Here is a 14,115-nt window from a genome sequence, read left to right on the forward strand (position 1 = left end):
GGTTCTGCCGATTATCGTCGGTGTGTTGTTGCTGGGTGGGGCTTTTGGCCTGAACCCTGTGGAAACCCACAAATGGGGCGGCTTGATGCTGACCTTGGTCCTGTCCTATGTCGGGATCGTGGCGGCCTTGCCGTTCGGGGTCATTCTGGCCTTGGGCCGGCGTTCGGAAATGCCGATGGTCAAGATGGTTTGTGTGACCTTTATCGAACTGTGGCGCGGTGTGCCGTTGATCTCGGTTCTGTTTATGGCGTCTGTGATGTTGCCTTTGTTCCTGCCGGAAGGCTGGGACTTTGAAAAACTGATGCGTGCCTTGATCGGGATTATCCTGTTCCAGTCGGCCTATATGGCGGAAGTTATTCGTGGTGGCCTGCAAGCCATTCCGAAAGGCCAGTTCGAGGCGGCGGCCTCGCTGGGGTTGGGCTATTGGCGTTCGATGGGGCTGATTATTCTGCCCCAAGCGTTGAAGCTGGTCATCCCCGGTATCGTCAACACGTTCATTGCCCTGTTTAAAGATACGACCTTGGTTTTGATTATCGGTTTGCTGGATATTCTGGCAACGGTGCAAGCCATGATTACCGACCCGACATGGCGGGGCGTATCGACTGAGGGGTACATTTTTGCAGCGTTCTGTTTCTGGGTTTTCTGTTTCGGGATGTCCCGTTACAGCCAAGCTTTGGAGCGCAAACTTCACACCGGACACAAACGCTAAGAGGAAGACATGACAAGAGATCCCGATGCAATTACAGATACCGTGCCCGAAGCGCAATTGCGCGCCGGTCGCAATCTAGAGCATGAAGTCGCACAGGAAGACGTTATCCAATTGATCAATATGAACAAATGGTATGGCGATTTCCATGTTTTGCGCGATATTAACCTGAACGTCCATAAGGGCGAACGGATCGTAATTTGTGGACCTTCCGGTTCCGGTAAATCCACGATGATCCGCTGTATCAACCGTTTGGAAGAACATCAACAGGGCCAGATCATCGTGGATGGTGTGGAACTGACCAACGATCTTAAAAATATCGACAAGATCCGCCGCGAGGTGGGGATGTGCTTCCAGCACTTCAACCTGTTTCCGCATTTGACCATTCTGGAAAACTGTGTGCTGGCGCCGATGTGGGTGCGCAAAGAACCCCGCGCCGAAGCCGAAGCCCGTGCCATGCATTATCTGGAACGGGTTAAGATCCCGGAACAGGCCAATAAATATCCGGGCCAGCTTTCCGGTGGTCAACAGCAACGTGTGGCGATTGCCCGGTCTTTGTGCATGCAGCCGAAAATCATGCTGTTTGATGAACCGACCTCGGCGCTTGATCCGGAAATGATCAAGGAAGTACTGGATACAATGGTACAACTGGCCGAAGAAGGCATGACCATGCTGTGTGTCACACACGAAATGGGCTTCGCCAAAACGGTCGCCGACCGCGTCATCTTCATGGCGGACGGACAGATCGTCGAAGAAAACGAACCCCACGCGTTCTTCAACAATCCACAGGAGCTAAGAACACAAGAGTTCCTAAGCCAGATTATCGGGCATTAAATAAAGAAGGAGCCTCCGTCATTTTGACGGGGGCTTTTTTGTAACGCTTTATTCGATCCCCATAATCTTTTTTATGGGTTTGAAACTTTTGCGGTGATGGGGGCTGACTCCGTGACGGGCAAGGCCTGCCTGATGCAGCTTTACGCCGTAACCTGCGTTTTTTCCCCAACCATAATGGGGGTGTTCTTTTGCGAGTTCTGCCATTTGACGGTCTCGTGTCACTTTGGCGATGATGGAGGCCGCCGCGATTGAACAGGACAGACCATCGCCTTTGACAATAGCTTGGGCGGGAATATCAAGGGCTGGTGGGATTTTATTCCCGTCAATGAGGATGAAATCGGGTTTTTGGGGCAGGTTTTCCACTGCCCTCGTCATGGCGAGGTATGTGGCCTGAAGGATGTTGATCGTATCAATTTCTTCGACACTGGCCTCGCCAACGGCCCAGATGCTTTCCGCCTTGATCCGATCAATCAGGCTTTCGCGTTTTTTTGGGGAGAGCTTTTTGGAATCGTTTAAGGCCTGTGCGAGATCGGGGGATAACGTCTCTTGATTAAAAAGAACACAGGCGGCGGTGACCGGCCCGGCCCAAGGGCCACGTCCGGCTTCATCAACACCGCAGACAAGGCCGGGATGTTGGTTTTCGAGGCTGAAATCAGGCATTTTTTTCTCAGGTGTGTTTAAGCTCACAGTCATTAAAATGTAATTTTGTAAACTACATTCATGTCAAACTGTCTTATGATGTAACATGCTTAGTATTGTCATCCCAACCTATAACAGTGCAGCCGGTCTGGAAAAAACACTTCAAAGACTGGTACCGCCGCCTTATGCCCGTGAAATTATTGTGGTGGATGGCGGGTCGTGTGACGAAACGTTTGAGATTGCCAGACGTTATGCCGATCAGGTGGCCTCCTGCCCCAAAGGGCGCGGAACGCAGCTGCGTTTCGGGGCGGCACAAGCGTCCGGGGACTGGATGTTGTTTTTACATAGCGATACAGTGTTACAAGCGGGGTGGGGGGCTGATGTCTGTGCGTTTATTGCGCAATGTAACGCCAACCATCGGGCCGGATATTTTTCATTCGCTTTGGATGATGACACCATATGGGCCCGGCGTTTGGAAAAAATTGTGGCATGGCGCAGTCGTGTGTTGGGCCTGCCCTATGGGGATCAGGGCCTGTTGATTTCGCGTGATCATTATGACCGAATTGGCGGGTTTCGTGATATACCATTGATGGAAGATGTTGATCTTGCGCGCCGGATCGGGAAAAAGAATTTATATCCCTTGTCGAGTGTAGCCATAACATCGGCTGCGAAATATCAGCAAAATGGCTATGGGCGGCGTGTCTTGCGAAATGCTGCTTGTTTAAGCCTTTATTTCTTGGGATTATCGCCTCATACAATTGTGAAATTATATGAGTAAGCGCGCCTCGTGCAGAAACATTTGATTATCTTTGCCAAGAACCCACGTATCGGGCGGGTGAAAACCCGGTTAGCGCGCGATATCGGCAGGGTGCCCGCATGGGTTTTTTATCGCCGTATGTTATCACTTATGACTAAAAGGTTGTCGGCGTGCAAAGGCTGGACAACCTGGTTGGCAATCAGCCCGGATGATGCGCCCAAACGATGCTTTCCGGTTCAACGTGTAAAATGGATGAAACAGGGGACAGGTGATTTGGGCGCACGTCTGGGGCGCCCCACCCAAATATTACCACCGGGGCCATTTATTGTTGTGGGGACCGATATTCCCGATATTCGCCCGATCCATATTCACAAGGCATTTCGCCTGTTAGGACATAAGGATGCGGTGTTCGGCCCATGTACAGATGGTGGGTTTTGGCTGGTCGGTTTGAAACGACATGGGGCAAAGGTTAATCCCTATCGCAAAAAGGTGCGCTGGTCCCATCCGGAAACATTGCAGGATTGTTTGGCAAATCTGAAAACAGCCAAGGTCGGTTTTATTGATGTTTTAGATGATATTGATACCTTGAACGACCTTGAAAAATGGCAAGACAAAGAACGAGGAGCTTTTTAATGGCATCGGTCAGTTTACCGGATATGCATGGGATATTTGTTCTCATTCTGATGGTCTGCGCGCTCATTTTATTTACCCGTGAGAGGATTGCACTTGAAACATCAAGTCTGGCGATTTTGACAATCCTTCTGGTTGGTTTTGAAGTCTATCCCTATTATGTGGAAGGTGAGCGTTTACACGCGATTGAGTTTTTTAAGGGGTTTGGGCATGAGGCGTTGATCGCCGTATGTGCCCTGATGATTGTCGGTCAGGGGCTTGTGCGCACCGGTGCCTTGGAACCGATGGGCCGTTTCTTGGCAAAGGCGTGGAATGTCAGTCCGTCACTGTCGCTTTTGCTGACTTTGTTGATCAGTGCGGTTTTCAGTGCATTTGTGAACAATGTGCCGATCGTAGTTTTGTTATTGCCGATTTTAATCAGTATTGGGCACCGTACAGGCAAGTCACCGTCCGGTATGTTGATGCCGATGGGGTTTGCCACGTTAATCGGCGGGATGAGTACGACAATCGGTACGTCAACCAACCTGTTGGTGGTTTCTGTTGCCAATGATGTGGGCAATATTCATTTTGGTATGTTCGATTTTGTTGTTCCGGCTGTTATTGCGGGCGGTGTTGCGATTTTGTTTTTGTGGTTGGTTGCCCCGCACATTTTACCGAAACGCGAAACGCCCTTGGGTGATTTCTCCCCACGTATTTTTGAAGCGCATTTACATGTCGAAGAAGGTGGCTTTGCCGAGGGAAAAACGTTTTCTGATGTGCGGGAGAAATCAGGCAATAAGTTACAGGTGTTGGAGATTTTGCGTGATGACGATAAAATTGTCCGCCCCTTACCGGATGCAACGTTGCGCGCAGGGGATCGTTTGGCAGTGCGCGATACGCCGGAAAATCTGAAAGATTTTGAGGAAGCATTGGGGATGAGCCTTTATCGCGATGATGATTCCCCCATTGATGAGGATAACCCTTTACGTGCGGAAGGCCAGCAAATTGCGGAAGTTGTTGTCACGCAAGGATCCTCGTTACAAGGCGCGGTCTTGTCCGATATCCGGTTTGCAGATCGCTATCAGTTGGTGATTTTGGCCCTGCATAGACCCGGTCATAAAACACAGGTTTTGCAAAAGGATATTGGCAATATGATCCTGCGCACCGGGGATGTTCTGCTGGTTCAGGGGACACAGGAAAAATTAGCCGAACTTAAGAAAAGCGGGCATGTTTTGGTGCTGGATGCCACCAGTGATTTACCGCGCACAAGTCGTGCACCGATTGCAACGGTGATTATGTTGGGGGTTGTGGCTGCTGCTGCTTTTGGTCTTATGCCAATTGCGATCAGTGCGGTTTGCGGTATTTTATTGATGTTGATAAGCCGCTGCATGACATGGCGGGATGCCGCACAAGCCCTGAATACACGAGTGATTTTGATTGTGGTGGCCAGTTTGGCTTTGGGCAGTGCCTTGTTGCAAACAGGCGGTGCGGATTTCATGGCGAGATTATTTTTGGCGGTTAGTGCAGGGAGTTCACCGCCCTTTATTTTGGCAGGGTTGATGCTGGTTATGGCGATCTTGACCAATATTGTGTCCAACAATGCGGCAGCGGTTATTGGAACGCCGATTGCGATTAATATCGCCCATCAGTTGGGGTTGCCCGCAGAACCCTTTATCCTTGCGGTTTTGTTCGGGGCAAATTTAAGTTTTGTAACCCCGATGGCCTATAAAACGAATTTGCTGGTGATGAGTGCCGGGGGATACGAGTTTAGCGATTTTGTGCGTGTCGGCTTGCCTTTGGCCGTTCTTTTATGGGCGGTTTTCAGCTTTCTGCTGCCTCAGATGTATGGGTTCTAGGGGCCAGAACAGTTAAGGGAAAGCTGTCGATACGTACCTCGACGGGGAGCATACCGACATAATCCCCATCAGCCTGAACCGGCAGGGCGTTTTTGCTTTCAATGCGCACATGTGTCCCTTTGGTGATGGTGACGTCTTTTAAATAGGGCAGGCGTCCCATCGCCAAGGCCAACCCATAACGCAAAGCCGCCCAAAGCCCTTTTTGATGAAGCATGACCACATGAAAAACCGGTTCTTCCAACGCTGCATTCGGGGATATAGTGAAGGGCCCCCCATAAAAGCGCCCGTTTGTCACGATAACGTTGGCTGTTTCATAACTTGCCCCATCGACGTTGACAGTCAGCTCCAGTTCTTTCATGCGTTTGATGGCCTTGAGGGCGGCGACGACATAAGCCGCCCCGCCGATCCGTCTTTTTAAACTGGTTTCCAGTGAGGCAACGGACAATGAGTCGATCCCGACCCCGACCATCATAATAAAGCGCTTATTCCCCATTAATCCGGGATAGACCTGTTTGGGGTGCAATGTTTCGACCATCGCGGCAATTTTGCGCATGGATGTACCAAGGCCCAGTTCCCGGGCAAAGACATTGGCCGTGCCCAATGGTAGGACAAGCAAGGGGCAATCACTTCCCCGCATCCCATTGGCGACTTCGGCAATGGTGCCGTCACCGCCTGCGGCACAAATAATGTCATAAGGGATTTTATCCGGTTTTCGATTGATGGCTTTATCGGCGCGTTTAATGCCATGTCCGGCATATTTGGTCGGGCTGACCTTGACTTTAGAGGCATGTTTTCGCAGGGCTTGCAAGGCAATCCGCAATCTTTTGCGGTTGCGCCCACCGGCAACCGGATTATGGATGACTTTAATGCGTTGGTCGTGAATGGCCATAATGGAGCCTCCCCTTGCAATAAAAGATTCAAAATGTAGTCACAAAGCTGCAAGCCTTCGCGCGTAAAAAAGTGCCAATAAAGTATTTCGCTTTTAATGCGGTTTTGTTGCCGAAATGGAAAATATGGCGGGACAGATGGATGTTGGCGTAAATCCGAAGAAATACAGATCGATTTTCATCTCCGATATACATTTGGGGACAGCCGGATGCAAGGCAGATTATTTGCTGGATTTCCTGAAGCAGACAGAATCTGAAAATTTGTATCTGGTCGGCGATATCGTCGATGGCTGGCGTTTGCGTCGATCCTGGTATTGGCCGCAAAGTCATAATGATGTCGTGCAAAAAATCCTGCGAAAAGCGCGCAAAGGGACAAATGTTGTTTTTATTCCCGGCAACCATGACGCCTTTGTCCGCCCTTATGTGGAACATGATTTCGGCGATATTCAGGTCCATGACGAAATGGTCCATGAAACCGCCGATGGTAAAAAGTTATTGGTTATTCACGGCGATGAATTCGATGTTGTGGTGAAATATGCCAAATGGCTGGCTGTTCTGGGGGATGGTGCTTACGGCGTTGCCTTGAAGGTCAATGATTATTTCAATTGGGTGCGGGCGAAATTTGGATATGGCTATTGGTCGTTGTCCGCCTATTTGAAATTCAAAGTCAAAAATGCTGTGCAATTTATTGCCGATTTTGAAACGGCCTTGGCCGAGGTCGCCCGCAAACGTGATATCGACGGAATTGTGTGCGGGCATATTCACCATCCGGAAATCCGCGATATTGACGGTGTTTTATACTGTAATGATGGCGACTGGGTGGAGAGTTGTTCTGCCCTGGTTGAGCATGCTGACGGGCGTTTGGAAATTATCTACTGGATGGGTCCGCCATCTTATATCAAAAAAGAAATAGAGGATAAAATATGCGTCTCCTCATCGTCACAGATGCGTGGCTCCCGCAAATCAATGGCGTTGTTAGAACGCATCAGTCCCTTATTAAACATCTTCAAATCCAAGGCATCGACGTCCGGCTGATTTCCCCGCAGGAATTTCGCACAATGGCGTGTCCGTCTTATCCGGAAATTCGTCTTGCGTTATTTCCTGCCCGAAAAATGTCCCGTTTGATCCGGGAATTTCGACCCACTGCGATTCATATTTCGACGGAAGGTCCCTTGGGTATAGCGGCCCGTAAATTTTGTGTGCGATACAAAATTCCTTTCACAACCGCGTTTCATACTCGCTTTCCTGAATATGTCGAGGCGCGAACAAATATTCCGGCGCGTTATACCAATCAGATTATGAAATGGTTTCATCGACCCAGTCGGGCAATTATGACGGCAACCAAGTCCTTGCGTGATGAATTGCGCGAACAGGGGTTTGCAAATGTGGTGACATGGACGCGCGGGATTGATACCGACCTGTTTATACCACGTACAGACAAAATGTTTGCCCATTTGGCTGGTCCGATTTTTATGTATGTCGGACGGGTGGCGATTGAAAAGAATATCGAGGCCTTTCTCGACCTTGATCTACCGGGCAGCAAAGTTGTGGTTGGGGATGGGCCGCAACTGGATCAATTGAAAGCCCGTTATCGCGATGTCCATTTCACCGGTATGAAAGAGGGCGAAGAGCTGGCGCAACATTATGCTTCCGGTGATGTTTTTGTCTTTCCCAGTCTAACCGATACGTTCGGCCTTGTGATATTGGAAGCCTTGGCCTGCGGTGTGCCGGTGGCGGCGTACCCGGTAACCGGTCCGCTTGACGTTATCGGGCGTGCACCGGTGGGGTGTCTGGATTATGATTTGCAAAAAGCCTGTCTGGGGGCCTTGGAAATTGACGGGGAAGGTTGTCGTGAATATGCGCTGGATTTCTCGTGGGAAACCTGTACGGCGATGTTTTTACAAAATCTGGTGCCGTTTGAACCGAGAGACTTTCCCTGTTGGTCGAAAAATGTGCAGGATGCGGTGGCCTCAAACCCTTCTTAATTCCTACTTTGGATTAGTTTTGAGTTTCAATAAATTAAAAAACATGTCCTTTGGGTATGAGAAATGCTTTCCTATACTATATGAGTAGTGCTAAATGTAGCGATAGGAAACCACTTTACGCACAAAAAGGTACCTGTTGTGAAAGTACTATTGGCTGACGATCATTCCATCGTTCGTACGGCGTTGAAATATGTTCTATCCGAACTTACGCCCGATCTGGTTGTTGTGGAAGCCCGCAACAATAGTGATATTTTCGCTGCTTTGGACAGCAATTCGGATGGGTTTGATCTGGTAATGCTGGACTTGCGCATGCCGGGTATGGACGGCAGCGGACAGGCGATTGGTCGTGTGGTTGAACGGGTTGCCCCGACACCGGTTTGTGTCTTTACGGTTTCGGAAGACCCGGACGAAATGCGTGCCGTATTGGCTGCGGGTGTGCGCGCCTATATCCCCAAAACAACAGATGATGGTTTGATCGCCACAATCTTGAAACTTGTTTTATCCGGTGGGTCGTACGTGCCGCCGGTTTTAGGGGGATTGACAATGGAACGCCACAGCCATGAGGCTGAGGAGCAGGGCATAAAGGGACGTTTACTGACAAAGGAAATCTTCCCCGGTTTAACCCGACGTCAGCGCGAAGTTCTCGCCCTGTTGGCAGAAGGTCTGTCCAATCAGGAAATTGGCGAACGGCTTGATTTGAACTTAAGTACCGTTAAAAGTCATGTCACGGCGATTTTACGCGCCCTTGATGTGGAAAACCGTACGCAGGCGGTTTTGAAATTCCAAAGCGTTGTCGGTAAATAATACCAAAGCCAGGATCTGGCATTAAAACGGTTTGGTTGGAAAAACAACTGCAAATTTAGACCCCTTGCCAACTATTGAACTGCATGAGATTTCAAGTTTCAATAAACTGGCCAGACGTTTAACAATGGCGAGGCCTAGCCCAATGCCTTCGCTGCGATCTCGTTCCGGGTCGTCGAGTTGTGAAAATTCGGTGAAAATATTTTCCATGCCTTCGCTGGGTATCCCGGACCCGGTATCCCAGACTTCAATACTTAATCCTTTTGCCGTTGTGCGACAACCCAGAAGAATACGCCCTTCCTTGGTGTAGCGCACAGCGTTGGAAAGGAAATTGCGTAAAATTCGTTCCAGCAATAAGGGGTCCGTATAAAGGACCTTTTGCGAAGGGACCACGCGGAACTCCAGCCCTTTGTTTTGGGCAAGGGCGCGATATTGACGGGTGAGTTGATCCAGAAGGGGTTGCACTTCGAACGTACAGGGGTTGGGTTGAATGACCCCGGCTTCCAGTTTCGATAAGGACAGGATCGAGTCGAGCAGGCTGCGCATGGAGCGTTGTGCATCATGCATGTCTTTCATAATGGCAGCACTGCGTTCGTCCGGCATCCGGCGTTCCAACATGCCGGAAAACATGCCGATGGCTTCCAATGGCTGTTTAAGGTCATGGCCGGCGGCTGCCAGAAACTTGGATTTTGCTTCGTTTGCCTGTTCGGCAGATTTACGGGCTTCTTCCAGTTGTCGCGTGCGCTGGGCAACGGTTTCTTCCAGATGAAGGGAAAAGGCCTTAATCCGTCTCATCTGTGTGGAAACATGGCGCACCATCGGGCGGAAGATGAAAAAGGCTTCGACACTCAGGATTAAAAGGGTCAGCGTCAGGAAAATGGCTTCCAGAAGTTTGAGGAAATCAAAAGCTTTCTCCCCTTCTTCCTGATAAAACTTCACCATTGAATCAAGGGCATGTACCAATTGACCCGGGGCGACTTCCAACACAAACTGGACGGATGGATGATCAGGCGTCAGCGTTTTCCCGTCCATTTCAAGAATATCATGCAGGACTTTGATGTAACCGCGCATTTGGGCGTTCAGGGGATAGGCCCCTTTAAAATAGCGCCGACGCGCTTCCGGTGTCATATCGATCGACATATTAATGGCATTGGCGCGCCCGGTCAGGGCAAGATGAGCCTGTTCCAGTTGCATGGTGGACCGACGTAATTTTTTACGAAACTTTTCTTGCTGTTCGCTGTCGCGTGCCGAGGCCAACTGCGCCACAAAAAGGGCGGTGCGTTGTGACAGCATACGCTGGCGCCCTGAAATGTTGACGACAGAGAGTGTGCTTTTGTGTTCTGCAATCAATAAGCCAACGGTGCCAAAGGCGGATGTGGCGAGAATCGCGATGGCAACAAGCGCAAAAAGATAACGCTTTGTCATCCATAAACCGGGGTTTTCTTCGTCGGGTTTTGTCAATCTGTTCATGGAATTCTTATACGTTACGATTGGAATAATTCCTAGGTTTTTTGAAGGGTTATTACCTTTAGGGTGTTATAAAACTTAATGTAATAACTCTAATGAGCCACAACTTAAGTGCCTGATTCTCTTGCCTTTGAGTCTGAATTGTGGTACTACTTTTTACATCCAAAGTATGAATTTTGGGTAATGGGAGGGGGTCCCATGAAAGATGTAGTTTCGAGACGAACACTTTTGTTCGGACGGTCCGGCTTGACCGGTCGGGAGGATGTTATCCGCCCGCCTTGGTCTGTGTCGGGTGACGCGTTCGCAAAAAAATGCACTGGCTGCGGCGAGTGTGTGCGTGCTTGTCCGGAAGGTATATTGACAATCGACAAGACAAATCTCGCTGAAGTGGATTTCTCGAAAGGGGAATGCACTTTTTGTCGTGATTGTGTTGTTGTTTGTGCGGATGGGGCACTGGTTGTTTTGGACCCGCAAACCCCCTGGTCGCTGCATATTTCAATTGAGGGGAAATGTTTAGCGATGAAGGGGATTGAATGTCGGGCTTGCGACGATCAATGCGAACCCCGTGCCATTTTTTTCAGACCGACGCCGGGCAGTGTGGCGTCTTTGCATTTGGATAAAGATCTCTGTACGGGCTGTGGTGCCTGTATTGCGTCTTGTCCGGCCGATGCGATCACACTGATGCCTGCGTCTTATAAAGAGGGGGCAAATTGATTTGAAGGTAAACAGTCGTTTTTTATCTGAAGACCAAGAACTTGCCACGGTGCCGGGCGCTCTGCCTTCACCGGAAAAACCGTTTAATGTCTGCGGATTGCTCGCTCATGTGGCCGAAGGTCAAATGGCGGCAGTTCGTGCTGCATTGGACGAACTGGACGGCGTGGAAGTTCATGCCGAAACAGAAGATGGCCGTTTGGTCATCACCATCGAAGATACCGACGATTGTTTGGCGGCGGAAATGATCACGAAAGTGGATCGTACTCCCGGCGTTATGAACAGTTCGCTCGTTTATCACCAATTTGAATCACAAGACTCGCTTGAAACGGAGGAGGTTTCCTCATGAAACTGACCAGGCGCGAATTTATGAAAGCCAATGCTGCTGCAGCGACTGCTGCCGTGGCCGGCATTTCTCTACCCGCCAAAACTGCCGAAGCCGCTATGCCGAACACAATTCGTTGGGACAAAGGGGCATGTCGTTTTTGTGGTACAGGCTGTGGTGTTCTGATCGGAACACGCGAAGGCCGTATCGTTGCGACACAGGGTGACCCGGATGCACCGGTGAACAAAGGTTTGAACTGTATTAAGGGCTATTTCCTGTCCAAAATTATGTACGGTAAAGACCGTCTGACCCAGCCTTTGCTGCGTAAGACAAATGGCAAATTTGACAAAAACGGCGACTTCGAACCTGTAAGCTGGGACGAAGCTTTCGACATCATGGCTGAAAAATGGAAAGAAGCCTTGAAAAAGAAAGGCCCGACGGCTGTCGGGATGTTCGGTTCCGGTCAATGGACGATCTTTGAAGGGTATGCCGCTTCTAAATTGATGAAAGCGGGTTTCCGTTCAAACAACCTTGACCCGAACGCGCGTCACTGTATGGCATCTGCCGTAGGGGCGTTTATGCGTCACTTCGGTATTGATGAGCCGATGGGCTGTTATGATGATCTGGAACATGCCGACACCTTCGTCCTTTGGGGGGCGAATATGGCGGAAATGCACCCGATCCTGTGGTCACGTTTGACGAATACCCGTCTGACCAAACCGGGATGTGAAGTGCATGTCTTGTCCACTTACGAACACCGTTGTTTCGAACTGGCCGATAACGGTATGGTGTTTACACCGCAAACCGATTTGGCGATTTTGAACTATATCGCAAACTATATCATTGAAAACAAAGCTTATAATGAAGATTTCATCAATAAGCATGTCAACTTCAATGCGACAACCGAAGATATCGGTTATGGTCTGCGCCCTGAACATCCGCTGGAAAAAGCGGCGGCCAATCCGGGTAAAGGTAAATTCAACAAAATTTCTTTTGAAGAGTATGCCGCATCCGTTTCCAAATATACTTTGGATTACGCATCTGAATTGTCCGGTGTTCCCAAAAACCAATTGGTGCAACTGGCGCAAGCCTATGCGGACCCGAACCGTAAAGTGGCGTCCTATTGGACAATGGGCTTTAACCAGCACACGCGTGGTGTCTGGGTTAACGGTCTGCTTTATAACGTTCACTTGTTGATGGGTAAAATTTCAGAACCCGGCAACAGCCCGTTCTCACTGACAGGTCAGCCGTCAGCCTGTGGGACAGCCCGTGAAGTCGGGACTTTCGCCCACCGTTTGCCCGCCGACTTGGTGGTTATGAACGAAAAGCACCGCGCTTTTTCCGAAAAAATCTGGAAACTGCCGGAAGGTACCATTCCGGGTAAACCGGGGTATCACGCTGTGTTGCAGCACCGTATGTTGAAAGATGGTAAGCTGAATGCTTACTGGGTACAATGTACCAACAACATGCAAGCCTCCCCGAACATGAACGAAGAAAGTTATCCGGGCTATCGTAACCCTGAAAACTTTATCGCCGTGTCCGATCCTTATCCGACCGTAACAGCGTTGGCGGCTGATTTGATCCTGCCGACAGCCATGTGGATGGAAAAAGAAGGGGCTTACGGGAATGCGGAACGCCGCACCCAGTTCTGGCGCCAACAGGTTGCTGCACCGGGTGAAGCCAAGTCCGATTTGTGGCAGGTGATGGAATTCGCCAAACGTTTCCAAATTGAAGAAGTCTGGCCGGAAGATCTGTTGGCAAAAATGCCGGAACACCGTGGCAAAACCATGTACGAAGTTCTGTACGAAAATGGTCAAGTCAACCAGTTCCCGGTTGAAAAAGTCACCGATCATGCCGGGAATGTTTATGACAATGATGAGTCTGAACATTTTGGGTACTACGTGCAAAAAGGCCTGTTTGAGGAATACCGCCTGTTTAACTCTGCGGCGGGCATTCTTAAAAAAGGCCATGAAATGGCACCGTTTGAGATGTATCACCGTGCACGCGGAATCCGCTGGCCTGTGATCGACGGTAAAGAAACCTTGTGGCGTTTCCGTGAAGGGTACGACCCGCATGTGAAGGCTGGCGAAGGTGTGACGTTCTATGGTAAGCCGGACGGCAAAGCCAATATCATCTTTGCACCGTACGAGGCACCGGCAGAAAGCCCGGATCAAGAATTTGATCTTTGGCTCTGTACCGGGCGTGTTTTGGAACACTGGCATTCCGGTTCTATGACGCGTCGTGTGCCTGAATTGCACCGTGCGTTCCCGTCCGCCGTTGTATTTATGCACCCGGCAGATGCCAAAAAACGCGGTTTGCGCCGTGGTCAGGAAGTCAAAGTCTCCTCGCGTCGTGGTGAAATTCAGCTTCGTGTGGAAACACGTGGCCGCAACCGCGTGCCGGAAGGCCTCGTCTTCATTCCGTGGTTTGATGAAAGTGCACTTGTGAACAAGTTGACTTTGGATGCAACTGATCCGCTATCCAAAGAAACGGACTTCAAAAAATGCGCTTGTAAAATCGAGAAAGCTTAAACGTTAA

General features: G+C 49.9%; 14 protein-coding genes. 11 read left to right on the plus strand and 3 right to left on the minus strand.

From position 1 onward, the window contains the following. Both IEW74_RS13810 and IEW74_RS13815 read left to right on the plus strand, forming a co-directional pair. A partial coding sequence (locus IEW74_RS13810; RefSeq protein WP_188666237.1) for an amino acid ABC transporter permease occupies nt 1–709 on the plus strand: 709 nt, incomplete at its 5' end. A 9-nt stretch (nt 710–718) separates the two neighbouring features. Beyond that, complete coding sequence (locus IEW74_RS13815; RefSeq protein ID WP_444545764.1) at nt 719–1,540, plus strand: amino acid ABC transporter ATP-binding protein; 822 nt, start codon at nt 719–721, stop codon at nt 1,538–1,540. A gap of 48 nt (nt 1,541–1,588) precedes the next feature. On the opposite strand, the gene rnhB is transcribed toward IEW74_RS13815, so the two are convergent. Then, nucleotides 1,589–2,200 (minus strand): ribonuclease HII, encoded by a 612-nt coding sequence (gene rnhB, locus IEW74_RS13820; protein WP_188666239.1) that lies wholly within the window; start codon nt 2,198–2,200, stop codon nt 1,589–1,591. An 85-nt stretch (nt 2,201–2,285) separates the two neighbouring features. Here rnhB and IEW74_RS13825 point away from each other — a divergent pair, with 85 nt between their 5' ends. From IEW74_RS13825 to IEW74_RS13835, 3 genes are read left to right on the plus strand one after another with little or no spacing between them, the layout of a single operon-like run. Continuing rightward, the gene (locus tag IEW74_RS13825) at nt 2,286–2,957 is read left to right on the plus strand and encodes a TIGR04283 family arsenosugar biosynthesis glycosyltransferase (RefSeq protein ID WP_188666242.1); all 672 of its coding nucleotides are present in this window, start codon (nt 2,286–2,288) and stop codon (nt 2,955–2,957) included. Nucleotides 2,958–2,966: 9 nt separating this feature from the next. Beyond that, nucleotides 2,967–3,569, plus strand: a complete 603-nt coding sequence (locus IEW74_RS13830; RefSeq protein ID WP_188666244.1) for a TIGR04282 family arsenosugar biosynthesis glycosyltransferase — start codon at nt 2,967–2,969, stop codon at nt 3,567–3,569. Further along, entirely contained in the window at nt 3,569–5,401 is a 1,833-nt protein-coding gene (locus IEW74_RS13835) for an SLC13 family permease (RefSeq protein WP_188666246.1), read from the plus strand. The genes IEW74_RS13830 and IEW74_RS13835 overlap by 1 nt, the downstream gene beginning before the upstream one ends. Here IEW74_RS13835 and IEW74_RS13840 read toward each other — a convergent pair. Next, complete coding sequence (locus IEW74_RS13840) at nt 5,367–6,290, minus strand: diacylglycerol/lipid kinase family protein (RefSeq protein WP_188666248.1); 924 nt, start codon at nt 6,288–6,290, stop codon at nt 5,367–5,369. The two genes, IEW74_RS13835 and IEW74_RS13840, sit on opposite strands and share 35 nt — an antisense overlap. 136 nt (nt 6,291–6,426) lie before the next feature. Between IEW74_RS13840 and IEW74_RS13845 the strand changes: the two genes are divergently transcribed. The 3 genes from IEW74_RS13845 (at nt 6,427) to IEW74_RS13855 (ending at nt 9,077) form a co-directional block, all read left to right on the plus strand. Beyond that, a complete protein-coding gene (locus IEW74_RS13845) occupies nt 6,427–7,323 on the plus strand; it encodes a UDP-2,3-diacylglucosamine diphosphatase (protein ID WP_188666249.1) in 897 nt (298 codons plus the stop codon). Continuing rightward, a complete protein-coding gene (locus tag IEW74_RS13850) occupies nt 7,212–8,273 on the plus strand; it encodes a glycosyltransferase family 4 protein (RefSeq protein WP_188666250.1) in 1,062 nt (353 codons plus the stop codon). The genes IEW74_RS13845 and IEW74_RS13850 overlap by 112 nt, the downstream gene beginning before the upstream one ends. 138 nt (nt 8,274–8,411) lie before the next feature. Continuing rightward, a complete protein-coding gene (locus IEW74_RS13855) occupies nt 8,412–9,077 on the plus strand; it encodes a response regulator transcription factor (RefSeq protein ID WP_188666251.1) in 666 nt (221 codons plus the stop codon). A gap of 21 nt (nt 9,078–9,098) precedes the next feature. Here IEW74_RS13855 and IEW74_RS13860 read toward each other — a convergent pair whose 3' ends face one another. Then, nucleotides 9,099–10,544, minus strand: coding sequence for an ATP-binding protein (locus IEW74_RS13860; RefSeq protein ID WP_188666252.1), 1,446 nt, complete (start codon nt 10,542–10,544; stop codon nt 9,099–9,101). A 195-nt stretch (nt 10,545–10,739) separates the two neighbouring features. On the opposite strand from IEW74_RS13860, the gene napF reads away from it, so the two are divergent. Genes napF through napA form a run of 3 tightly spaced genes read left to right on the plus strand, consistent with a single transcriptional unit; the run spans nt 10,740 to nt 14,108 of the window. Further along, nucleotides 10,740–11,255: a ferredoxin-type protein NapF gene (gene napF, locus IEW74_RS13865; RefSeq protein WP_188666253.1), complete on the plus strand. Its 516-nt coding sequence runs from the start codon at nt 10,740–10,742 to the stop codon at nt 11,253–11,255. Nucleotide 11,256: 1 nt separating this feature from the next. Next, on the plus strand, nt 11,257–11,601 hold the full coding sequence (locus IEW74_RS13870) for a chaperone NapD (RefSeq protein WP_188666254.1): 345 nt from the start codon (nt 11,257–11,259) through the stop codon (nt 11,599–11,601). Next, nucleotides 11,598–14,108, plus strand: coding sequence for a nitrate reductase catalytic subunit NapA (gene napA, locus IEW74_RS13875; RefSeq protein WP_188666257.1), 2,511 nt, complete (start codon nt 11,598–11,600; stop codon nt 14,106–14,108). Before IEW74_RS13870 ends, napA begins: the two co-directional genes overlap by 4 nt. Nucleotides 14,109–14,115: the final 7 nt, after the last annotated feature.

Origin of the sequence: Terasakiella brassicae, assembly GCF_014641495.1 — a bacterium.
GTDB lineage: Bacteria > Pseudomonadota > Alphaproteobacteria > Rhodospirillales > Terasakiellaceae > Terasakiella > Terasakiella brassicae.